Origin of the sequence: Streptomyces lucensis JCM 4490, from assembly GCF_014650035.1 — a bacterium.
Taxonomy (GTDB): Bacteria; Actinomycetota; Actinomycetes; order Streptomycetales; family Streptomycetaceae; genus Streptomyces; species Streptomyces lucensis.
In genome coordinates, this window is the sequence record NZ_BMUE01000008.1 from 186,237 (window position 1) to 209,242 (window position 23,006).

Below are 23,006 nucleotides of genomic sequence, written 5' to 3' on the forward strand. Positions count from 1 at the left end.
GTGTGCCACCGCGATTTGCCCCGTTGACTCCGACCGGCAGGCTGCGTCTGGCGGTGTGTCGTGGACGACGGTTGGCCGCTGCGGCGGGCCGCGGAACGCTTCCCGGTCAGCCACCGCCGCCCGGTGGGCCGGCCGCTACCGGCTGCTGGGCGCGACTGGGATCCACGATCGCTCCAGTCGCCCTCACCACAGCCCCCGCCAGACACCCGCCGCGGTCGAAGAGCAGGTCGTGCGGCTGCGGCGCGAGTGCCGGACCGGGCCGGTGCGGGCGGCCGCCCGCACCGGTGTCGCTGTTTCCACCGCCCACCGCATCCTCGCCCGGCACGGCCTGCCCGCCCTGGCCGCCACCCCCCTGGCCACCGGCGAGCCGATCCGCGCTACGAACTGGCCCTGCCCGGCGAGTTGGTCCACATCGACGTCAAGGAGACGGCCACACACCAGCCAGCCGCGTCACCGGCCTGTCGGACAGCACTGCTCGGCCGTGTGGCTAGGTTGGCCAGCATGCGTGTGCGGGGGCGGAGTTACCGATATGTCGGACCGGTCGAGCTGAAGGCTGCGGTCCGACCAGGCAGCGGCGGGTGCCGGATCCGCTCAGCGGCTGACTTCGTAAGCTGGGTCGCTGAGCGATCGCCAATGGAACTGGCCGAACCCTTCACCTTCGTGGTCGGCACGGATGGTGTGCTTCGGCTGGCGCCGCGGCGGAGTGAGCACGTGGACTGTGCCGACGCAGCGATGGTTCTGGGCGCTGGTGAGATCAGCTTCACCCGTGAGGCAGGGGGGTGGACGGTGGACGAGGTCAGCAATCACTCCACCGGGTACTGCCCGGACGTCAGTTCCTGGTCGGAAGTAGCCCGCGCTCTGGACAGCGTAGAGCTCGAGCGGCCGACCGGATTCACCCACGAGGTGGTGTTCCGGCGGTGCCCTGACTGCCAGGAACACAACGTCGTGCGCGAGGAGGACTTCGTCTGCGTCTTCTGTGGCAGCGATCTGCCTGAGGAATGGAACGTGGATCTCTCCGCATGACGACCGCAGGTCACAGCCACTCGACTCGGCGAGGAACTCGTGGCACGGCCTGTCCACACGCATGCCGGGCCTTGCGCTCACACCGGGCAGCTAACCCTGCGCGCCTTGCGTCGCGCGCCCAGCAGCAACCGTAGCGTGCTCATCAGAGGTGGCGTTGCCGAGCCGCGAAGCAGACCGGCACCTCGCGCCGAAGCGGCTTCAGCTGTGAGCAGTTCGAGTTCGACGATCGCGCGGACCAGCGCGCGGTAGGGAGCCGGCGTGAGCGGGGGAAGCGTTTTGGCTGTCTGCAGGGCGGTGCGTGCCTCGTTCACTTGGTGATGCAGCAAGTCGCGGACAGCCGGGGTATCTCGGCCGGCGGCCAGGTCCTCCGGACTTACCGAGAAGTCTTCCAGAGTCTTCACCGGGATACCCAGCCTTCCTTCCCGCAGATCCTCCGCGATGTCGTTGACGAAGTCCAGCCGCTGGCTGCCGTCGATGAATGTCCGGCACGCCGCTCTGTACGGCCTGTCATCACCATCTGGCCCCAGCAGCACGGCGATCAGCATGAAGGCAGGCAGCGAATAGGAATCGACATAGGCCTGGTAGTCGGCCTCGTCGAGGAACCCGGTGCAGTGGAGCTCAGCTTCCGCCGTGGACAGATACTCCTCTACCGGCCGCAGGAGTCGTGGGTACGTCTTGATTGTGTGAGCCAGAGTGCGGAGCAGCGGGTCTTCACTCGTCTCCCCTTCCAGAACCTGCCGCGCCTGCTGCTTCCATGCTGCCCACCGTGCGGCTCGCACGTCCTTGGGCCCGGTGTCGAGAAGGTTGTCTCCGTGGTGCATCAGGGCGGTCACTGCCACCACATGGGGCAGCATCGGCCGTGGCAGCAACATCTGGGCTGCCACATATGACGAGCGACGGAAGCGCGACACCATCTGGCGCTGAGCGTCGTAGTCCTCCCGCTGCCGCGGCTCACGGATACCCGCAGCGTTCAGGCACCTGGTCCATGTGTTCATGATGCGATGCTAGGCGGGCTGCCCGCAGTCTTTGACGACTACGGTCCCGTACTGATGGTCAGCGGGGCGTCCGTTGTCACAGGCCCGTCGACCGGTTTTGCCACGCCAGCCGTCTGACCCCTTGGCCGGCGGTGGCTGAAGGGGCGATGTCGACACACAGAGCCTGTGCCAGTCGGTCCAACGCGGTGTGACAGTCTGACGGGCTGCTCCCGACCACGACCCCGTAGGCCAACGCGTCGGATTCGTACGATTCAGGCATGGCGACCACGTGGTCGCCTGAATACTTCAGCTGGACGACGCGTTCGAGGAATGGCTGTAAGTCGGGTCCGACGGTGACAGCGATACGCTCGATGCGACCTGTTACTGAAGCGTGTGCGAAGTGGACGGCGGAAGCCCGTTGCCGTTTGGGGGTCAGTCCCGGCGTTCCTCCCGCGGCCACGTCCACAGCCACTTGCAGGAGGTCAATGCCAGTAGCTGTCTTGACGAGAACGGGAGTGAGATCGTCGGGTGCGTGACCCTGGACGTCGGTGATGCGCGGCCCACGAAGGGTCAGTTGCATCCCTATGCGAAACACGCCTGGCCTCAAGCCGAGGGCGTGCAGGGTGCGGGCGACCAGCCGTCGTATGACAGGGTTGTGAAGCAAGGCGTCGTGGGCGTAGACGCAGTGGCGCGAGGCCTGCAGGCCTGCTTCTCCGGGAGTCGTTCGGGTGATGGCCGCGATGCATACGTCGCCGTCGGGCAGCAAGACCGTCTCCGCTCGGATGCGAGCACCGTGCAGGAGTTCCTCGACAACCACTTCGCCGTGACGACTCGAGGCATCTCGCATCATGCGGTCGTACCCGTCCAGCACTTCCGCACGGCTGTAGGCCGCCACGCTCATTGTGCCGACGCCTGCCTGCGACTTCAGCGCAACGGGGTATCCGATCGTGTCCGCATGGGCGGCGGCGGCCCCAGCATCGGCTGCTTCTGCCCAGCGCGGCTGGGAGACGTTGTGCCGGGACAAGGCGCGGCGGACATTTCCAAGATCACTGCACGCGCTCAAGGATGCGTTCGAGCGGGGCACGTCTGGCACGTCGGCGACACCGGTCGGCGTGAAGGGGTGTGACGTCATACGGGGGCGCCCTCCGCGAATTCCATACTGCTTGGATCGGCTCGTGACGGCGGCCGCGCCTCTGTCGAAGCCGGCGGCGTCGGGGAGCGGTTCGGGCGACAGATGTCCACCTGGCCGCCCCGGCATCGGCGCGGAACGCTTCCAACCTCATTGCTCCGCCGACGGATGCCGACGCACTGACGAGCAGAGACGTGCTCGGCTCCCAGCGCACGGCAAGCGCGGCCCTCCCCCGTCACCTTGTCAACAATAGTGGAGACCATGGAGGCGGTCCACTCATCTTTCGCCACAATCGTGGAGGCGCCGCTGCAGTGCCCCCACCTGCCCGCCGATCGTCACGTCACCGCAGGGCTACCTCGATAGGTCTACTGTCAACTATTGTTGAATTCAACGTCTATAGACGCCGCGAAGACAGCGGTCAGCGCGTTGACTGCCACGATTGTGGTCGATCCAGGTGACGAAGGGTGCCCATGCCAGCTAACCTCAGGAGGGCTGAACCACACGGCCTGATCGATCGCCTACCAGGCCGGGGAAGACGTAGCCATGCATGCCGCCGCTGACGCGCCCCACCCAGACGAGCTTTCAGCGATCGTGACAGCCATCGATGAACTGCTTTCCCTGCTCGGCATGGATCGCGACGCCATCGACCTGGACGGCATCTCCTATCAGGCCGGCATACCAGTGGAGCGCGTCCACGCACTCCTCAACGGCGAGGAAGCGCAGCCCGAGCAACTGCAAGACGTGTTCAGGCAACGGCTCGTCTTCTTGCGCGACACGCGTGTGAAGGCGGGGGGCAAGCGCTACACCCTCGACGAGATCGCGGCGGGTGCAGGCATCTCACACGGGCAAGTCGGATACCTGCTCAGCGGCGAACGCAAGCCAGGATTCACGGTGCTCGCCGGTCTCGAACGGTTCTTCGCTGTGCCTCCGGGCTTCTTCACCGCTACGGAGCGCCAGGCCCTGTACAGGTCGCTGAAGCCCGTCCACGAGTCGCTGACGCATGTCGCACTCCTCAAGGGCAAGGGCATCTCCCAGCTTGCCCTGCGCAGTACCCTCGCCCCCGGCACCTCCTCTGATCGGCTCGGCGAGGAACTGCGCTCGGCTTTGCAAGCGGCTCTGAGCCAGCCCGAGCCAGAGCCCGAAGATCCCGAAGTCAGGGAACTGGCTGACAGGATGCTGTCACTGCCGGCGAAAAGTCGGCGCCGGATCATTCCACTGATCAAGGACTTGCTTGGCCTTGTGCGAGCGGAGAGCGACTCCCCCACCGACCGCCCGGCTCACTAGAGCCGGCGGTACTCGTGCGACGCCTGCGTCACCAGGTCGAGACAGCGAGACGTTTCGCCTCGGTCAATGAGCATTTCAGCGTGGCCGCCGAACGGGTGACGGTGCTTGCTGTACGAGAGAGCGCAACGCACGAGGCTCCCGTGCCCTTGAGGGACTCGTTCGACATCTCGCACCCTCGGCGCGGGCGCCTCGTTGCTTCGCTATCTGCCGCACTCGACTCGCCCCATGCCTTGGTCGAGCCGGTCACGGTGCTCGTTGTCACTCCTGAGGGTGCCAGCGATGCGATCACGCTGCAAAGCGCAGCTGTCAACGCCGCGTCGCCAGCACCCGTGCGGCCCGTAGGAGCGTGCGAGGCTTGGCGAGAGCGCGGGGATGCTTGTGCATGTTCACCACAGCCATGAACTCCGCGTTGACGGCCGTGTCGATGACGGATGCTTCGAGGACCTTGTCACCAGCCCATCGGATCATCCGGTAGCCACGCGGGTAGGGCCCAGTCACATGCGGTTGGGCGAGATCCGCAGTTGTGGACACTTGCCATGCTGCGTTCACGACGACACCGAGCCGTCGAAAGTAGTTCCACGCCGGCACCCGGGGCGATGCCCCCGCCCGCAGATGAGCCGATAGCGACGACGCCGCAAGCGTGGCCAGGGTGAGACCCTGGCCGTAGGCGGGGTTCACCGATGCCACAGCGTCACCGACTGCGAGGAGGCCGCCGGGGAACCGATTGAGACGAGTGAAGTTGCGCCGCCGGCTCTCACGGAAATGGAACGTCTGGATGTCCCCGTCGAGCTCACAGTTGCCCGCGACCTCGCGGAGGGGTGCGACGCATCGCCGCATACGGCGCAGGAACTCGACAGGATCGCGGTCAGGCTTGTATTCACCGTAGCCGGCGATCACAACCGACCACCGGTTCGCTTCCACGGCCGTCAAGGCACCCGGCTCGCTCAGACGCTGCTCATAGCCGGTGGACGGGCCTGGTGAGGCATGAGCGATCACCGTACCGGGGAGTTCTTGACCCCGGTGGAATAGGGCAGTGGCATATCCGAGGTCAACTCGCATCCGGTCCAGTGGTGGCTCGTCCCATCCATGCTCGCGCAGCCAGGTGCCGAGTCGGCTGGACCGGCCCATAGCATCCACCACCAGATCCGCGTCCAATTCCTCATTGCCGGAACACAACGTCACGCTGTCGCGCGGCTGGAAGCGGACCCCGCAGACGCGCGACCCGGTGAAGAGCAAGCCAGTCGCTCGGGCTGCGCGCACCTGGACATTGGGCAGGGCCACAACACGCTGGCGCATGTGGTCCTCGAGGAACGGTCGTGTGGCGCCGAGCATCATGCTGTCTGGAACGCAGGCTTTGAGTACTCCATCGACGTAATACTGGATGGCCGGTCCTGACCCTACTTGCGCACCGTGTCTGATCAGGTCTTCAGTGATGCCGGGGAACCAGCGATTCAACTGCGTTTCCCCCATGGAAAGAAGCGCGTGCAGTTGACTTCGGTGTGGCGCGCCCTGTCCGGCACTGTCTGTGCCATCGGATTCCATAACGATTACTTCGTCCGTGTGGTCAGCAAGAACACGAGCCGCTAATAGTCCGGCAAAGCTACCACCCAGCACGATCGCTCGACGCACTAGTCCCCCTAATCTCATATGCAGCGCGCCTCATTGGCCCTACTGCGCATTTGATTGATGAGATACGCTTGGCGCTGCCGATGAGAAGCAGGCGCATCTCGGCCCATTCTTTCTCCCCACTTCAGGTGCCCTCTACAGAGACAGCCTGACTGTGCATGGACGCACCTGCCGGCTGACTAAGTGCATCGCATACGAGCGGGTGGGAGAGCATCTTCGAGAGGATGAGCAAGCGGCTGCGCTCGTCTGCCGCCGGGGTGTTCTCACCCGGCAGCAGGACCGCCGGTCCGTCAGGGAGCTGAGGCCGGACAGGGTGCGGTTGCCGTTGCTGTCTCCTCGCGACGTGGAGTTTTTCTACAGCGTCACGCAGCGCTGCCGCGGTGGCAGCAGCTTTCAGGTACGGCTCAGGCATGGACCTCCAAGGGCCTCCCGACCTCACGTGTCGATCATGGAGTCGGTATACCGCTTCCAAGGGTGCTGGGGACAGCCAGGGCCGTAGTGCCCGAATCCCGTCCAGGATCTCGATCACTCGCCGATGCAGACGGAAGGTGACGTTGACGCCAAGGCCTCTGTTGCGACTCGCTTGGGCGCTGAAGGCCAGATTCTGGTCAACGCTGACGACAACAAGCTCCCAGAGAGGCTGCAGGGCCTCGAAGTCGCGCCGCTCACCCCACCATGCGCCGACCGCCGCGCCGGCGAGACCGTAGTAGAGGGTGATGGTGCCGATGACGCCGCAGGTCGAACCGAAAACGCCTACAGTGTCGATGCTGTGGTTGCCTAAAGCAGCAAAGGTGATTGCAGGAGCCGAGCAGACCACATACCCGAAAACCCACCACATGGCGATGCCGAAGGCGCGCACACTGCGCTGCAGTTGCGGATCCTCCAACCTCATCTGGCGGCACTGCCGTGAGGTGTTGAGCGTCCCACTTGTCAGCGTAGCCAGGAAGACGACCAGGAACATCAGCACCATAGGGTCACGAGCGAAAGCCGTATTGAAACGGAGCGGGTCGGCGGGCCCGGAGAGGTCAGCAAGCGAGAAAAACAAGATCATCAGCATCGCACCGGTCGCGTAGGCCGCACACCATACTGTCACAGCGCGCCGAAGTGCGAACTGCTTTCCGCGTAGACCAGGATCCCACAGCAGCGTGAGAATGTGCCCCATAGAGAAACACACCAGGATACCGATATAGACAGGCAACGTCGCAAAACTAGGCTGATCGGTCACCTCGCCTAAACTTCTGTACCCAATGGGCGAGGCTATCGCATACACCACTGAGCCACACAACTGCATTGACACGGTCAAGGCCAGTGTCGGTGTCGCATCACGGAAGAGCGCCAAGGCCTTCCACGCAGCCATGGCAAGAGCCATAGCCGCGATCACTAAGTAGACGATATTGGACAGAGCCTCAGACACCGGTCCTCCGGTGCGCCAAGGCGGAGGTCACATACTCGGCGGGGCGCTGGTGTTGCCGCAATTCAAGGTGCCTCTCGATCATGATCGTAGCGAAAGTCTCGGCACGCCGTTCGTGGTCCTGGTGGTAATGCGATCTGGCTAGAACCTGCACGACAGACTCGGGTTTCAGCCCTGGAAGCAACTGCTGCACAACATCTGGGGAGATCGGTTCCTGCTCGTTGTCGTCACCGGGGTGTTCTTCCCAGAGATGGAACAGCTCGTGGAGACTGGCATGAAGGCGTGTGAGCTCGCTTGCGTTGGCGTCCACCACGATGTAGTCCCGGTCACGGCCGCGGGCGCAGAAACCAGATACCTCCGGAGGCAGCGATGCCTCGGACAGGGTGATGGGCTTGCCGCGCTTCGCCGCAACGATGTCGACGACGTCTTGCAGACTGCGCACCCCAGAGAGACCGATGTCCCTGCGGATGAGTCGCGTGGTCGACCAAGTGGCAGCGAAGATGGCCATCTGGTCGCGCGCTGACGCCCAAAACGATGCTGTCCTGCGGGGCCAGCCGTGGTCCTTGCTGGTCGGACCACGACGCGGGCGGTTCGCAGCCGTACTTTGCTTGATCCTCCGGCTCTCACTCATATGTCAGTCGTGGCCCATCTCCGCAGGGGAAGTAGCTGAAGCACGTCTCGTTTCAGGCGTGTTGCAAGGTCTATTTCTATGCCAGCGGCCCTTGCACTCGGGCTCCGAACCCGACCCGGGCACCTGCCTTGAGGGGCTGAGGCGACCGGCAACGGTCTGACGGTCGCGTACGTGCACTGGCGTTGCCGATGAGGAGATCCAACGCCGCATCTTACCGACAGGTTGACGGCTTGTGCGTGCAGCACTGACGATTCGTGCCCGGACTTGTGCGGTCATGGCCCAGTTGAGTTGTCAAGCGTTGTTCCGTAACCGCTGGTAGCAGTGATCCGGTAGCGTCCGCCGGTGTCTCTGCATCGAGGAGGACGACTACCTCCTCTTCGGCTGCGCAGCGTGGGCTGAGCCACCGGTAACCGGACAGCCACGGCATGGTGCCCTCGATGACCCGGCGACGTCGCCCCTAATCGCTTGCCACGGCATTGCTGACGGCCGCTGTCATGGACGTCATCGGGCGTGTGGCAGCGGCCGAACTACTGGAAGGCCAGGCATCGGTCGCCTCCGGCCTTCCGGGGTGCTCGGTCTCACGGACGTTGAGTGGCCGACGCTGCTTGGCACGGCGCTGTTCCTGCGGCCCTGGGCAGGCCAGCCCGGCTTCCGGCTGCTCAAGCAGTCCGACCGCCGGCCGGCCCTGCCTGCACGGCGCGAGATCGTCGACGGCGGGCCGGTCACGCCGTGCATGGGCGGCCGGTACGCGCGCCGACCGGCAGCAGCCGGCGTTCGGCTGCCGTGTACGGGCGGTCGGCCACCTGACAGAGGTGGCGCCACCAGGTGTCGGGGTCGAGGTCCAGGGTCTGCAACTGCCCCCGGGTGGTGAGTCTGAGGCGGCTGCCGGAGACGACCGCCGAGAAGTTGTACGGTCCCACCGTGACCGGCCCCTGTCCGAGCGCTTTGCCGCTCGAGACGTCATGAAGCCGTATGCCCTCGTCGAGCGTCAGTGAGGCGAAGACGCGGTCACCGATGAAGGCGAGGACATGTGCCGCGGAGGGGAAGGCAATGACGCCACCGACCCGGCGGCCGGTCGCGGCGTCGTAGAAGCGCAGCTTCCGGTCGTGGTGACTGAGGGCCACGACGCTGCCGTCCGGGCTGAAGGCGACGGTGGGGACGCCGTCCTCCAGGACCTCTTCCACGCCCGTCGGCGAGGTCCAGCCGATGACGCGTCCGTCCTTCACGAGGTCCCAGATCGTCAGCCGTGAGAGCAGGCGACCGGAACCGCTGAGGATCAGGGCCTCGTCCGGGTGGCCGGGGCGGGGGACGAGCTGACCGGGGACGTCCGACTCGGGCAGTCCCACGTGCAGCGGAGCCGCGACGACCGCGCCCGACGCGGGGTCCACGCGGAGGATGTCGTGGGAGGCCAGCAGCACGGCCAGTTCGCCGTTGCCCAACTGGGCGACCGACTTGATGCGGGATTTCCGGGCTGCTCCGCGAAGGTGCCGTGCGAGATCGACCTCGGTGCGGCTGCCGAGGTCGTCGGCCGCGAACAACAACAGTGTGAGGCTGTTGCCGTCCGCCACGGCCACCCTCTCGCCCTCCTTCGAACTCACCCAGTGCGGCGTCCACGCACGGTTCACGGTGGTGCCCGGGAGGGCCACGCTGCGGGTCGGGTTGCCCACGCGGCTGAGATGGAGCCGGCCGTCGTACAGCGTCGCGAAGCGGCCGTGGTGCGGATCGAGTGCCACGGTGTGCTCGGCGGCGGTCTCCTCGAACGGCAGCGGCTCGATGTCCCTGCTGAGGCGGAGCCGTACCAGTGCGTCACCGACCGCCGCCACCGCCAGGGGGCGCCCGGACGACGTGCCGGGCCAGATGACCGCCCGCGCATCCTGGTCCGATGTTCCGTCCGCGGGAACCACCGCCGTCCACGTGTCATTGCGGACGACGCCCACGGCGGAGAGGACGCCGTACTCCGGACCGTCACCCGCTGCTTCGGCCGGGCGGAAGCGCGTGCGGTAATAGGTCGTGGCGTCGAGGCCGTCGAAGAACTGCGGGGTCACCCGGCCGGCGCTGCTGCCGTCCACGTTGAGGTACCGGGCGTCCGGGCCGTCCCCGGTCGTGTGCAGGGAAAGCACCTTGCCCCGTGCCATGAAGTCGTCGTCTGCTTCGATGTCCGTGGCGAGCCGCCGTTGCTCCCTCCCGTCCCGCAGCGAGAAGACACCGGCTGAGGACAGGACTTCGTCGGACACGACACGGGCCCACTGGAGCGTCACGTGGTCACGCCCGTCCGCGAAGGCGGCCCCGTTCAGCTCACGGCCGGCGATCATCCGGCTCTTGGTCACCCGTTCCGTTCCCGGCACGAGATGCCCGGAGGCCACGTTCCAGACGCCCAGCGCGGCGTGCTGCGCGAAGCCGCCCGCGCGGCGTTTTTTGAACTGGACGTGTAGACGCAGCAGGCGCGACGAGTCGTCGGAGAAGTCCAGCGGGGGGTTCAGGCCGCGGCCGGGATCCGGTCGCGCTCCGGTGAGCACCCGTGGTTCGGGACTCTTGCCGATCTCCCAGAGCCGCACCGAACCGTCCGCCGACGCCATGGCGTACCAGCGCCCGTCGTCGCTGACCGTGTCCGAAGAATCCTGTGTGGGCACTCCTTCGAGACGACGGACCCCAGGGTGGTCCGAGGCCGCTCCCGTGACGACGGAGACCGTCCTCCTGCCTTGGGCCGGTTCGGTCGTCACCACGACCACATCGGTCTGCGAGGCGGCGGTCACATGATGCACGTCCCCGGTCCACAACCCGGCGTGCACGCGTTCCACGTCCCGCATCCTCAGGTACTGACGGAACAGCTGTGAGTGCGCCTTGTCCGTGGCCGACGTCGCCCACGCCCCCATCGCCATCTGAACGGAGAGCCCGAAGTCGGTGGCCGACCGCTCCCGCGCCAGCTCGGCGAGCTGTTCCGAGGCTGCCGTGCGCAGTTGTGCCTCGATCGTGTCGCGCTTCTGGTTAGCGTCCCACGCCAGCCAGGCGGCCATCAGTGTGAGGACGGTGACGACGGCGGCGAACCCGCGCAGCCCATAGGTACCTCGCCTCACGTGGCGCCGTCCGGCGCGCAGGTAGGCGCGCTGCGAGGGAGTGATGTCGCGGTCGCGTTCCGCCTCCCACTTGGCCGCGGCAGCGAGCAGCCTCGAAGGGACGGAGGTGAACGGGCGGCGGCCCTCCGCCTCCCAGGTGGCCGACAGTGCGGCGACCTCGGACTGCCAGGCGCGGAACTCGGCGCCCTCGCGCAGACAGGTGCGCAACCACTCCCACTCGCGCAGCAGCGCCTCGTGGGCCATGCGCAAAGACTCGCCCAGCGATTCACCCGGCTGTGGCGGCGTCCAGGCGAGCAGCTTCTGCTGTGCCATACGGCGGGCCAGACGCCGCTGGTCCGGGTCGAGTTCGCCCACCGGCACGCTGTCCGGCAGAAACCGGCCGAGTCCGTCGGGGCGGGCGAGGCGTTGGAACAGACGGCGTGCCGTCTGCTCGTCGGTGACCCCCTCCGCGACGGCCGTGTCGAGGGTGCGCTGCGCATGCTGGGCCAACGCGCCGGAGAGACCGCCCAGTTCCTGGTACGCGACCAGGGTCAGGAGACCCCCCGAGCGTCGCCGCCACAACTCGGCCAGCGTGAACTCCAGTAGCGGCAGGGTGTTGCTCTCCCCGCGGACGGACTGGGCGTCGCGGGCGTCGCGCAGGAGCAGGTCCTCGAGACCGTCCTGGAGACCGGCTCCAGGGATCGGGGCCAGCCGCGCGGAGATCACCTCGCTCAAGGCCTCGTCGGTCAGCGGGTCAAGGGGCACCACCACCCGAGTACGGTGCCGGGCCGGCAGCGCGGCGGACAGCACGTCCAGCGTGGCGTGCCGGGCGGACAGGACCGCCCGAAGCCCTCGGCCCGGCGTGGAACCGGCGGTCAGCTGCTGCCACCAGGTCACCACCTGACGGGCGGCGGACGGCGCAGCGGCGGCGTACTCCTCGAACTGGTCGAGAACCAGCACGCCCAACCGGTCGTCGAAGCCGGCCCGCAACTCCTCCCGCAGATGGGCGAGCGCGACCTCGTCCCCGGTCAGTCCCTCCCGTACGGCCGTTAGACGGGACCCGGTGTCGTTGCCGGGAACGGCAGCCCTCCACAGCGCGAGCAGCGCCTCGCCGAGCGCCGTGGCCGGCTCGTCCGCCTCGTGCGGCGTGCGGACCACGACGACGGCCCGCGCCGCACGCAGTCGTGGCAGCAGTCCGGCGTGCAGCAAGGAGGACTTGCCTGTGCCCGACTGCCCGGTCAGCAGGGTCAGCGGCTGGTCGCGCACGGCCCTGCTGAGCGCGTCCGTCTCTGCGGCCCGCCCCAGGAACAGGTGTGCGTCGCCCTCCTCGAAGCGCAACAGGCCCTTGAACGGGCCGGGGTCCTCGGCGGTGTCCGGCGCCCGCGCGGCCAGACGTGAGGCGGGTATCAGGTAGGCGGTGCCGCCGAGGCTGTCGCGGCCCCGGGTGGCGAGCATGCCGACCACGCGGCGGGCTCCGGCGTCCCAGACCGGGCTGCCGCTGAATCCGGGTCCGATCGCAACACTGCCGTGTCCCGCGTCCAGTTGCAGGAGTCCCGCCCCCTGTCCGCCGCGCAGGATGCCGTGCGCGTTCACGCCCGTGTCGGTGATCTCGGGGAAGCCGTAAAGGCGTGCCTCGCGGCCGTAGAGCGGGGCTCCGGGGTCGGCCAGGGGCAGCGGCGCGGTCCCGGTGACCGGGTGCCCGAGCCGGAGGAACGCGATGTCCTCGGCGGGGCACCAGGCGACGACGAGGGTCTTCACCCTCTCCAGGGGTGCTCCGGGCACCAGCGGGAAGTCCACCTGGAGGGGTTCGGTGGGCCGGCCGGCGTCGGGGCCGTCATCTTCGGCCACGACATGCGCGCACGTGCACACGAGGTCGCGGGTCAGTAGGAAGCCGGCGCCCAGCAGGTGACCCCGCTCGTCGAAGAGCCGGGCGAGTCCCTGCTCGAACTCCGTGCCCTCCGACGGGGCCGCTGGCGGCCGGCGCTCAGTCGGCGCCAACGGCGGAATCCGCGGCCGGGGTTGGCTCGCTGTCCGGTGCCGGCTGGGCGTCCGGCGCCCGGTCGCTGTCCGGTGCGGGGTCGTCGTCCGCGTCGGCCCGGCCGGTGCCGCCGGACTGGCTCTCCCACTCCAGAGCCACTTTGAAGTGTGCCTCGGTGGCGGCGCGGGCCAGTACGATGCCGGCGTCCGCGCTGAGCTTCACCCCGAACTCGAGGCAGACACGGTCGGGAGTCTCAGGCATGGCCCGGAGCGAGGCCAGGACGTCCTGGACCGCCGGACGGACCCGGTCGACGGCCTGACGCAAGGTGTCCGCCGCGGCCGCCGGGGCGTTGCCGCGCCGTCTGCTCACCGGCTCGTACGCGTCACCGTGCGGCGGGAGACCGTCGGCCTCGTCGACCTCTACGCGCAGAACCGAGCCGTCGCTTGCCATGAACTCCCGTGTATTTGCCATGAGTTGGCGACCCGCCGCTTCCCTTCGGTATGCCCGCAAAGCTGCGGTAAGCCTAATGGGACGGCGTACCGTCTGTCGCGGGTCATGCATCCACAGCCGCGTCCGAGCCGCTGGGACCGGGCGGTGTGACGTCTTCCTCCCCGATGTCGCGGCATCCGGCTCGGACGCTGTCGACGGCGCCCTCCAGGTAGCGCGTGTGCCACAGGACCACGGTGACGCCGCCCTCGACCACCCGGCCTCCTTGACCTGATCACGGCACTGGCCGCCTGCCCTGGCCACTCCCGAATATTTGCCCTCCTCGAACGAGCAGTTCGGTCCTCTACACCGTCTCGTGCCATCGTCGCCGCGTTCCCGATCAACAACGCGGACTCCCACTCAGCCGCTAGGTCTGGCGATGCGCCTCCGGCCTGGAAACGTCCCCTTTGCGTGCGGACCGGGCTTAAGCCGCTGTTCCGCTGGGGCCCGAGCGCAGCGTGCGGAGTCGGCTGCACGGCTTCAGGTGCGGGTCGTCAAGCGCCCCACTGCCGCGTCGTATCGTGCTGGGAGTCCCGCATCCGCCGACACCCGCAGCAGCACGCCGAGCGCCCGTACCGCGCCGTCGTCGTAGCCGGAGGTCTCCGCCTCCAGGGCCGCCAACTCGAGTTGGTCGATGCCCTCGGACTCGTACCCGAGCCCCAGCAGCGCCTCCCCCTTGACCATGAGCAGCAGTACCCGAGGCACGTCGGCCGTGCCCGATCGATCGTCGAAGGCCAGAGCCTCGGTCGCCGTGTCGAGGGCATGGCGCCACTTCCCGGCGTCGGCCCAGTGGCGGGCGAGGTGCTGCAGGGCCAGTCTCTCGATGGTTCGGTCGTCGGCTTTGCGTGCCAACTCCACAGCACGCTCGCATCCCTCCGCAGCCTCGTCGAGGCCGCCGAGCGCCGCTTGCGCGACGCCCAGAACGATCAGGGCGTTCGCCTCGGCCACCGCGTCACCTGCCCGGGATGCGAGCGCGGAGGCGGCTCCCAGGTGAGTCAGCGCCTCCTCGATGCGCCCCTCCTCGATCAGCACCCAGCCGAGCACGTTCAGCACCCGTGACTCGCCGTGCTGATCGGCATCGCCACGTGCCGCCTCCAGCGCGGTCTCCAGGAGCGGGACCCAGTCGTCCCGCACCCGCCACACGATCAGCGGCCACAGCGTAAGGACGATCCGCCACGTTCTGTCGTGCAGTCCGGCGGCGTGCGCCGCGGCGACCGCCAGCGTCAGGTCGTCTCTCTCGGCCGCGTACCAGGCCACGGCGGCGGACCGATCATCGAACTCCCGCACGGCAGCGGGCGGGAGGTAGTCCGCGGGCAGCGGGAAGCAGTCCTCGTTGCCCGGCTCGGCCGCCGCCACGGCGGCGAGGCCCGTCGCGATGTAGTGGTCGAGCACGCGCTTGAGTCCCTCGGGCCCTGCGTCCAGGCTGCGGGAGTAGAGCCGCACGAGATCGTGCATCGTCCAGCGGCCGGACGACGTCTCCGTGACGAGGTGCGCGACGGCCAGCCGCTCCAGGGAGGTCTCGGCGGTCGGCGGGTCCGTATCCGCCAGGGCCGCCGCCGCATACCGGTCGACGTGCGTCCCCGGGTGGCAGCCGAGATACGCGAACTGACGGAACACTTGCCGCGGCAGCTGTTGCAGCGTCACGCGCAGCGCCGCCCGCACGCCGGTGTCCTCCACATCCAGCAGACTCAGCCGGCGCGCCTCGTCGGACAGCTCGTCGGCCATCGCGCCCAGTGACCATCCGGCCCGTTGCGCCAGCCTGGCAGCGGCCACCCGCAGCGCGAGGGGAAGCCCGCCGCACAGCTCGGCCAGCCGTCGCGCAGCCACCGGCTCCGCACGCACCCGTTCCGTGCCGAGTACTTCGGCGAGGAGCATGATGCCGTCCTCCGGCCCGAGGACGTCCACGGCAACGGGCTTGGCATTGTCGGTGACGATCAGACCCGGCAGCCGGTGTCTGCTGGTGACGACGGTGACGCAGCGGCGACCGCCTGGAAGGAGCGGCCTGACCTGCTCGGAGTCTCGCGCGTTGTCGAGCACCACGAGGAGCCGGCGGTCGGCAGCGAGCGACCGGAACAGCGCGGCCGCGCCGTTCGCCGACTCCGGCACCCGGCCGTGCGGCACGCCGAGCGCCGGCAGGAACTCGCGCAGCACCTCCATGAGGGCAGGCTCGCCCGTGTCGCCGAAGCCCCGCAGGTCGGCGTAGAGCCGCCCGTCGGGAAAGTCGGCAGAGCCCTGGTGAGCCCAGTGCAGCACGATGGCCGTCTTCCCGACCCCGGCCGGGCCGACGACCAGACAGACGGGCGCCTCGCCTGCCGCGGCCCGTGACAGAGCGGCGAGCTCCGCCGCTCGCCCGTGAAAGCCACGTGGTGCGCGCGGCAGCAGATCGGGCGCACCGGTCTGCGCAACAGCATCCTCTACGGCGGCGGGTGGCGGGGCATCGTTCGCAGGGGCCCGGCGGGGACGGCCCAGGCTCGCGGTGTACTCCAGCTGCCGGGCACCGGCCGCGTCCAGCCCCAGGGCCGCGGCCAACGCCTGCACGGTGCGGCGCTGCGGCCCACGGGACTGTCCGCGCTCCATGTCCGACAGAGCCCGCACACTCACCCCTGAAGCATGCGCCAGCTCCTCCTGACTCAGCCCGGCTCCCGCCCGCAGGCCGCGCAGCAGCGCGCCGAATCCCCCGGTGGCCGGTGTACAGGTGCCCATGTCTGGATTCCCCTGGTCAGTGCGGGTCAGCCTGAACGCCGTACCTCTCGGGCGAAAGTATGCACGACACTGCTTTCGCAGGTGGAACGCACTATTCCCTCCTGCACGAGGTTGACCGGAAGCAACACCGTTCCGGAGCCGGTCTCACCCGTACGCGCTGGCCTCCGCAACGTCGGCAGTGATCACGCTGGTCGTGATGGCGTCCAGCCCGTGCAACGCCGCGCTGGCGTGGTGTGACGACAGTCCACGCCGCGGACGCGGTCAGAGGGGAGGGTGAAGGACAATGGCGGGTGACATAGGTGAATTGCTGTGCTGGCGAGGTCCGGTCTCGCTGAACGTGTCCGTCATCGGCTCGGGTAACACCCCATTGCCGGAGCAGGCTTTTCACCTCGCCGGTATGGTCCCTGACGCCTTCCTGCCGTTCCCTCTGCTGGGGCGGCCTGAAGCCGTCGAGCGGCTCGGCCTGGTGTCATAAGAGACTTTGGCCGGAGGCGAATCCTTTTCGGATCTCCCCGTCTCTTGTCTGTGCACCGGCCGCACGGGCCGGCAGGACTGGGGAGGAACCACCGATGATGGTCACTGGCCTCGTAGTGATCGGAGCGCTGCTCGTGGGTGCGTGCAGCTGGCACCTGATGCGGCGCTACAAGAGCCGAAGCTGACCAGCACCTGCCCGTAGGGCGCCTTCCGGGTAGGAGTCTCAGATGAACCAACGCTTCACTTGGCCGGACGAGCGGCTGATCAAGGCCGCCCAGAACGGCGACGTCGCGTCGCTCACCACCGTCGTCATGGAATCACAGCCTCATGTGCGCAAGTTCGCCCTATCGCTCTGCGCCTCACCGCAGGACGCGGAGGACGCGGCGCAGGAGGCGCTGATCATCCTCTACCGGAAGATCGGCAGCTTGCGGGCCACTGGCGCGCTTGCCTCATGGATGTTCCGGATCGTGCGCAACGAATGCCTCCGGCAGGTACGGCTACTCGTCTCACGGAGCGACGAGGCGACCTCCGAATCGGAGGCGTCTGCGGAACCGTCCGCCGAGGACGCGGTGCTGCACAGGCTGGAGGCTGAGCGGATCGCGGCTGCGGTCAGCGCCCTTCCCCGTGACCAGCGGCAGGTCCTGATCATGCGGGACGTACAGGGCCTGCCCGGCAAGACCGTTGCCCATTCGCTCGGTTTGACCAACGCCGCGATGAAGTCGCGGCTGCACAGGGCACGTGCAGCACTGCGTCACTCTCTGGCAGTGACAGACCAACCACTCGGTCAAGCCGCCGATCAGGCGCGCGATCAAGCTGTCGACCAACCAGTCGGAGGAGTCTCAGGACCGTGGACGTTGTGAACACAGTGAAGCCCGCGCGGGGCGCGAAGGCCCAGGCCGTCACCCCCGAGATGAACTTCGCCAGCAAGTCCGTCCCGCGCCATCTGACACGCGGCGCCATCGGCTTCGGGCTGATCATCGGCTCGATCGCCCTGGTGCCCGTCGCCGGCCCGGCCACCCTGCTGGCGGTCCCGTTGGCCCTGATTGCCTTCCGCGGCTGCCCTACCTGCTGGATGGTCGGCCTGGCACAGACCATCTCCCTCGGCCGTCTGCGGCGCCAGTGCGCGGACGGCGTTTGCACCCTTGGCGAGGCGCACACGGTGACGAAGGCCACGGGCGAGCCGATAGCCAACAACAACGTCCCGGTTGTTTCCCGGTGACAACGACAGCATGCAGTGGGTGCGGTCGAAGTACCCCGGCTCGATGGCATTCGAGTCGACGAAGTCGGAGATACCGATGCTCTGCGAGCAATCCGGCGATACCTCGTCCAGGCTCGGGCAGGTGGAGCCGTCGTCGATCAGCGCCCGTCCCCGCTAAGGAGCCCCTGGTGCGGAGTCGGTGTTCCTTCGCGCTCCGATCAGCTCATCGCTTCTTCCCGGGCTCGGATGCGAGTCATCGGAACAACCCGAAGAAACAAAGCGTCACTGCCCGAGCCACCATCGCGATGGAGCTCATCTCCACTGTCCCTCGGCGGCGGCGCCAGAAGTCACGTGCGCTCGAAGCCACCTCTTGCTCGCCCGGCACGGAGCGCCTTCACGTCGTCCGACTCCTGGCGGAGCGCGCGGGTGCGCATGGGACGGCTGGCGCCTTGCCGGGGGCGCCGCGGCCGGGGTTCTGTCCGGCCGTTGCGGTGTCGTGCGAGATAGGTGGACAGCAATCCCGCAGACAGGAGGAGCAGGGGTCCACCGCTGGGACTGCGGGGCCGGTGCCTCGCTCACACTGACAAGCCCGCAAAAGGTCAGATACTTCCGTGCGGTACGGGGCCTGTACGCGGGCGCCGCGCGCGCAACATGGCTCCCCCAGCCTCGACGCTCAGGAACCGCAGCACCGGCTGATGACCTGCGGCGGGCGGGCTGGTGGTCAAGGTGCGTCGCCGGAATAGTAGAAACGGCAGGCCTCCTCGCCGAGTGTGCGCGGTTCGCGTCCGCTGGGGTCGTACAGGGCACGGCCGCCGGGCCACCGCGACAGCTCAGTGGGCAGGGCGACGCCACCACCGACTTCGTCCGGCGTCCACCCGGTGATGTCCAGCAGCAGACCGTCCAAGGGCCCGCCCACGAGCATGGCGTACGTCCGTGCGGGCCGTGGGCCGGGATCGGGGTCGTCGTGGTCGCAGCCGTAGACCCGGCCCCGCAGCAACTGCTCATCGCCGTTCATACGACCAGCGTTCCAGCCACCACCGACAACGCCGTCTCGCTCAGCTCCCCCCTCAGGGCTTGCCCGACTCGCTGCGTCGGCGCGGCGAACAGGTCACTTCTCGAGGAATGTGGCCGGGCGCGGCGGGTGCGCCCATGTGTGGGTGGTCCCTCAACGTGCGGGCAGGCCCGCCCTGCTGACGCCGAACGCGGTGAGCATATCCCTCGATCCCGCCGGCCTCGGCAACCATCTCATCGACGTCGCCCCCCACCCCGCGGCCGCCCGACGCGTTACCGGGGCCCGAGGCGGGCGGAGACACCGGTTTCGGGCTGCCACACCTGGTGAACGCCTGGCCGCGTGGCAGGGCCCATCGACGCGCGGGCCGAAGCGCCGTGTTGTGGAGGCGGGCCGGGACCGTCAACAGCAGAAGGGACAGCGCCAGGACGCCCGCATTCCGCGTCGACCCCGTGTTTTGGGGCCTTGTCCACGGCGGTTGGAGACAGGGATGGAGCGGCATGACGGTGGACGAGCAACTGCTGCGCGGCTTCGAGACGTGCCGGCGGCCGTGCCGCTGGGGCAGCTGGCCGAACACTTCCGGACGCGGTATCCGTACTGCACTGCGGGCCCAGGGCCGCGGTGTGATCGCCGGGGGTGTGTCGGCCCGGGCCGGAGTCTTCCGTCAGTCGTCTGCCACAGCAGTCACAGCGCCGCCGCGGGCCGACGGCTGACCGCCGAACGTTTGGTCCCGCGCGAGGAGTTGGCCTGAGGCGGCACGAGGAATCCCGAGTTCCCCCTTGGGCTCTCGGCATGGTGGATGAGCCACAGGGTTCCAGCTGACCGCTGCACGCCGCCCGCTAGCATTCCGTCGCATGACGAGACAGGGTTGGCGGCGGGGTGCCGTGGTGGCGGTGGCAGTGCTGGCGGCGACCGGCGCCTCCGGTCCGGAACGCCGGGAGGTCGTCAACTCTGCGTCGGACCTGGGCCCTCTACCGGCCGACCAATACGACCTCACGCCGCAGGACTACCAGCGATCGCAGCGGGCGTCGGCGTTGCTGACCCGGCGGTGCATGGCGGAACGTGGCCACCCGGACTTCCCGCTCGACCCTCGCTACCCCAGCGACCCCGTCGTCGCCACCGCGGTCAGCACCGACTACGGCGCCCTGGATCTCGCCGCCGCCCGCCGTTGGGGTTACGGCTGGGACCCGGCAAAGCCCCTGGTCACCCGGCCGAAGGGCCGCCGGATGACCGACGCTGAGTTCATGGACCTGCCCGCCTGCAACGACGAGACGAACCGGCACCTGATGCGCGGCATCAACGTCGGACGGGACTGGCTCTACGCAAGCACACGGGCGATCAAGGTCGACAAGGCGGTCAAGCGCGACCCCCGCCTCCGCGCGGCCTGGGATGAGTGGTCCCGCTGCGTGGCAGAACAAGGATTCACCCGCTATCACGACCCCGGCGCGGCGTACACGGACGCAGCCTGGCAGCGGGGCAGCGACGGCAACACCCGGCACACTGAGCGGGAGCGGGCCACCGCCGTCGCGGACGTCACCTGCAAGCGCCGCAACCACACAGCGGAGCTCTGGCACTCCGTGCGGGCACAGAAGCAGGCCGTGGACATCACACAGCACCGCGACCGTTACGCTGCCGGGCTGCAGGCGCTGAGGACGTACCGGGCCAACACCGCCGAGGCGCTGCGGGAACTCGGCTGACGCGGGCGCCGACGACCGCCGGCGCCACGGTGGTGACGGATGTTCCTCTGCCGGGCCGGTCGTCAGCCGCTGTCCCGACGGACACGGGCCTCGGCTGGCACACCGGAACGCCCGGTGCTGGGCAAGCACCGCAGTGAGGGCCCGCAGCACCAGCCGTCCCGCGGCCGTACCCAGCATCGACCCCGGCCACGTACTCGCCGCTCGTGAACAGCGCCGGCTGCCGCCCATGGGTGTCTGGCGCTCACGCAACCCTTCGTGCACCTCGTGAGTCACATTTCCGAGAACCGTCGTTCTCGTTGCGCCCTTCGACTACGGGAGTTTCTTCGTGCGTGCACGCACCCTGGCCGCCACCGCCGTCGCCGCGGCCCTCACCACCGCCGGTCTGACCCTGCCACTCGCCGGGAGCGCTGCGGCTGCAACGACTGCGCGATTCGACTTCAACGGCGACGGATACGCGGACATCGCGGTCGGCATGCCCAATGCCACGGTGGACGGCAAGGCCAAGGCCGGCTACGTCAGCGTGATCTTTGGCGGCCCGCAGAGCCCGAGCCAGTCCACCGGCGTCATCAGCCAGGCTGAGGCGGGCATACCCGGCGCGCCCGAAGCGGGCGACCGCTTCGGGTCCTCCGTGGCACCCGTCGACGTGAACGGCGACGGTGTCTTCGAGCTCGTCGTCGGCGCGAGCGGCGAGTCTCTGACCTCTGATCAGCTCAAGGACGAGGGCACCATCACCGTCCTGGACGGCTCGGGGTGGGACGTCAAGGGCACCGTCGTGGCCAGGGGCTCGGACGAGTTCAGCAGCATCGGCCGCACCATCGCGACGGGTGACTACGACGGCGATGGTGACACGGACCTCGTGTACGGCGAGAACAGTGAGGAGAGCGGTTCGCTCCGGTTCCGTCCGGGCCCGCTGACCGCAGCCCCCGTGACCACCACCACCCTGCGCCGCTACAGCATGGGCGGCGCCACCCGTGACCTGGCGACCGGCGACTTCGACGGCGACGGCCGGGACGACCTAGCCGCCACATGGCAGGGTGCGGAGGACTCCGGCATTTTCATCACGCGCTGGGACGGCCAGGCCAAGCCGGCTCAGTGGTACACCGACGCCGACCGGGGCAGCTCGCTCGCCGCCGACGACTTCGACCGGGACGGCACGGACGACCTCGCGGTCGGCCTCGTACAGCCCAACCCGGAGTCGCAGAGCACACATTGTGCGGACCGGATCGGTGGTGCGGTGCTCCTGATCAAGGGATCGAAGACCGCGGACTTCGGCGCCGCGAGCGAGTGCATCACCCAGGCGAGCCCCGAGGTCGGCGGCGCCGCCGAGGAGGGCGACGACTTCGGCGCCGCGCTGGCCGCGGGCGACCTGAACGGCGACAGCCGTCCGGAACTGGTGGTCGGCGTGCCCGGCGAGGACGTGGGCACCGTCAAGGACGCGGGCGGGTACGTCACCATGAACGGCACGGAGCATGGCCTCTACGGCGGTCTGGCCCGCAGCCAGAGCACCACGAACATGCCCGGCACGGCCGAGGCCGGCGACCGCTTCGGCGCCCGCGTTGCCGTCGGCGACTACAACCGCGACGGACTGTGGGACACCGCAGTGAGCGCGCCTGGGGAGAACGCCGGTGAGCCCAGGTCCGGTGGCGTCTGGTTCGTGCCGAGCAGCACCGAGGAGACGTACCCGCTGGGCAAGTCGCTGACCCCGTTCGGCTTCGCGCTGCCCCAGGGAGCCATCAAGTACGGTGAGGTACTGGGGCTTTGACGGCCGTCCCCATGGGCGGTCGAGCTTCCTGCCGGCCGGTCCGGAGATCTACCTGAACCCAGCCATGGCACACAGGTTCCCGGCTCGTGTCATAGCGGTTCGCGTGACTCCTCTCGGCCAAGATCGTTTGCAGTGCATGAACAGCATCACAAGAGTTCTCGCCGTCGCGGTGTTCACCACCGTTGTGCCTGTGACACTTTCAGCTCCGACTCACGCCGCCGGCGTCGGCGAGGTCTGCTTCCACACCGAGCCCGGCTACGGGGGCGCGTCCTGGTGCTACCGGCCATGGGGTTACGCGGACCTGCCGGAGTACGTGCACGACAAGGCCCGTTCGTTCGAGTCCAACTCGGACGTCGTCGTCTACGCCATCGACCATGCGCCTGGAGGGAGGTGCTACTACCGCAAGATCTGGGCGGGTGATCGCGACCCGAACTGGACCTGGGGCGGCCGGATCGACGGCGTCAGCACCGATTCCCAAGGTTGCGAGGTGAGTTGAGCCGCTCGTGCCCTGACCCGGCCGCCTGCACCTGGGTGCAGGCCTCATGCTCGGGCCGATGACGGTTCGGGC

16 protein-coding genes and 1 pseudogene are annotated in these 23,006 nt (G+C 68.4%); 8 read left to right on the forward strand and 9 right to left on the reverse strand.

The window, feature by feature from the left end; translation table 11 throughout:
• Window positions 1–2: 2 nt before the first annotated feature.
• Window positions 3–426: pseudogene (locus IE177_RS19950) on the forward strand (leucine zipper domain-containing protein); the annotation flags it as partial.
• Window positions 427–501: 75 nt separating this feature from the next.
• A complete protein-coding gene (locus IE177_RS19955) occupies window positions 502–1,023 on the forward strand; it encodes a hypothetical protein (protein ID WP_190016866.1) in 522 nt (173 codons plus the stop codon).
• A 77-nt stretch (window positions 1,024–1,100) separates the two neighbouring features.
• Here IE177_RS19955 and IE177_RS19960 read toward each other — a convergent pair whose 3' ends face one another.
• Both IE177_RS19960 and IE177_RS19965 read right to left on the reverse strand, forming a co-directional pair.
• Entirely contained in the window at window positions 1,101–2,018 is a 918-nt protein-coding gene (locus tag IE177_RS19960) for a phytoene/squalene synthase family protein (RefSeq protein ID WP_190016687.1), read from the reverse strand.
• Window positions 2,019–2,094: 76 nt separating this feature from the next.
• Window positions 2,095–3,129 (reverse strand): ATP-binding protein, encoded by a 1,035-nt coding sequence (locus tag IE177_RS19965; RefSeq protein ID WP_190016688.1) that lies wholly within the window; start codon window positions 3,127–3,129, stop codon window positions 2,095–2,097.
• A gap of 540 nt (window positions 3,130–3,669) precedes the next feature.
• Between IE177_RS19965 and IE177_RS19970 the strand changes: the two genes are divergently transcribed.
• Window positions 3,670–4,410, forward strand: coding sequence for a helix-turn-helix domain-containing protein (locus IE177_RS19970; RefSeq protein WP_190016689.1), 741 nt, complete (start codon window positions 3,670–3,672; stop codon window positions 4,408–4,410).
• A 306-nt stretch (window positions 4,411–4,716) separates the two neighbouring features.
• Here IE177_RS19970 and IE177_RS19975 read toward each other — a convergent pair whose 3' ends face one another.
• The 6 genes from IE177_RS19975 to IE177_RS20000 all read right to left on the reverse strand — a co-directional run bounded on the left by IE177_RS19975 (window position 4,717) and on the right by IE177_RS20000 (window position 16,298).
• On the reverse strand, window positions 4,717–5,880 hold the full coding sequence (locus tag IE177_RS19975; protein WP_229816159.1) for an NAD(P)/FAD-dependent oxidoreductase: 1,164 nt from the start codon (window positions 5,878–5,880) through the stop codon (window positions 4,717–4,719).
• A gap of 280 nt (window positions 5,881–6,160) precedes the next feature.
• Window positions 6,161–7,450: an MAB_1171c family putative transporter gene (locus IE177_RS19980; protein WP_190016691.1), complete on the reverse strand. Its 1,290-nt coding sequence runs from the start codon at window positions 7,448–7,450 to the stop codon at window positions 6,161–6,163.
• Window positions 7,443–7,955, reverse strand: a complete 513-nt coding sequence (locus IE177_RS19985; RefSeq protein WP_190016692.1) for a hypothetical protein — start codon at window positions 7,953–7,955, stop codon at window positions 7,443–7,445. Before IE177_RS19985 ends, IE177_RS19980 begins: the two co-directional genes overlap by 8 nt.
• Window positions 7,956–8,800: 845 nt before the next feature.
• A complete protein-coding gene (locus IE177_RS19990) occupies window positions 8,801–13,129 on the reverse strand; it encodes an nSTAND1 domain-containing NTPase (RefSeq protein ID WP_190016693.1) in 4,329 nt (1,442 codons plus the stop codon).
• A complete protein-coding gene (locus IE177_RS19995; protein WP_190016694.1) occupies window positions 13,116–13,559 on the reverse strand; it encodes a CU044_2847 family protein in 444 nt (147 codons plus the stop codon). The genes IE177_RS19990 and IE177_RS19995 overlap by 14 nt, the downstream gene beginning before the upstream one ends.
• Before the next feature lie 516 nt (window positions 13,560–14,075).
• Window positions 14,076–16,298: a helix-turn-helix domain-containing protein gene (locus IE177_RS20000; RefSeq protein ID WP_190016695.1), complete on the reverse strand. Its 2,223-nt coding sequence runs from the start codon at window positions 16,296–16,298 to the stop codon at window positions 14,076–14,078.
• 701 nt (window positions 16,299–16,999) lie between these two features.
• Between IE177_RS20000 and IE177_RS20005 the strand changes: the two genes are divergently transcribed.
• Window positions 17,000–17,632: an RNA polymerase sigma factor gene (locus tag IE177_RS20005; protein WP_190016696.1), complete on the forward strand. Its 633-nt coding sequence runs from the start codon at window positions 17,000–17,002 to the stop codon at window positions 17,630–17,632.
• Window positions 17,629–17,991, forward strand: coding sequence for a hypothetical protein (locus tag IE177_RS20010; RefSeq protein WP_373305123.1), 363 nt, complete (start codon window positions 17,629–17,631; stop codon window positions 17,989–17,991). Before IE177_RS20005 ends, IE177_RS20010 begins: the two co-directional genes overlap by 4 nt.
• 700 nt (window positions 17,992–18,691) lie before the next feature.
• Here the strand turns inward: IE177_RS20010 and IE177_RS20015 are convergent.
• Window positions 18,692–18,985 (reverse strand): hypothetical protein, encoded by a 294-nt coding sequence (locus IE177_RS20015; RefSeq protein WP_190016697.1) that lies wholly within the window; start codon window positions 18,983–18,985, stop codon window positions 18,692–18,694.
• Between the two features lie 848 nt (window positions 18,986–19,833).
• Between IE177_RS20015 and IE177_RS20020 the strand changes: the two genes are divergently transcribed.
• The 3 genes from IE177_RS20020 (at window position 19,834) to IE177_RS20030 (ending at window position 22,934) form a co-directional block, all read left to right on the forward strand.
• On the forward strand, window positions 19,834–20,676 hold the full coding sequence (locus IE177_RS20020) for a hypothetical protein (RefSeq protein WP_229816160.1): 843 nt from the start codon (window positions 19,834–19,836) through the stop codon (window positions 20,674–20,676).
• Between the two features lie 325 nt (window positions 20,677–21,001).
• On the forward strand, window positions 21,002–22,438 hold the full coding sequence (locus tag IE177_RS20025) for an FG-GAP and VCBS repeat-containing protein (RefSeq protein WP_190016698.1): 1,437 nt from the start codon (window positions 21,002–21,004) through the stop codon (window positions 22,436–22,438).
• 190 nt (window positions 22,439–22,628) lie between these two features.
• On the forward strand, window positions 22,629–22,934 hold the full coding sequence (locus IE177_RS20030) for a hypothetical protein (protein ID WP_229816161.1): 306 nt from the start codon (window positions 22,629–22,631) through the stop codon (window positions 22,932–22,934).
• Window positions 22,935–23,006 lie beyond the last annotated feature (72 nt).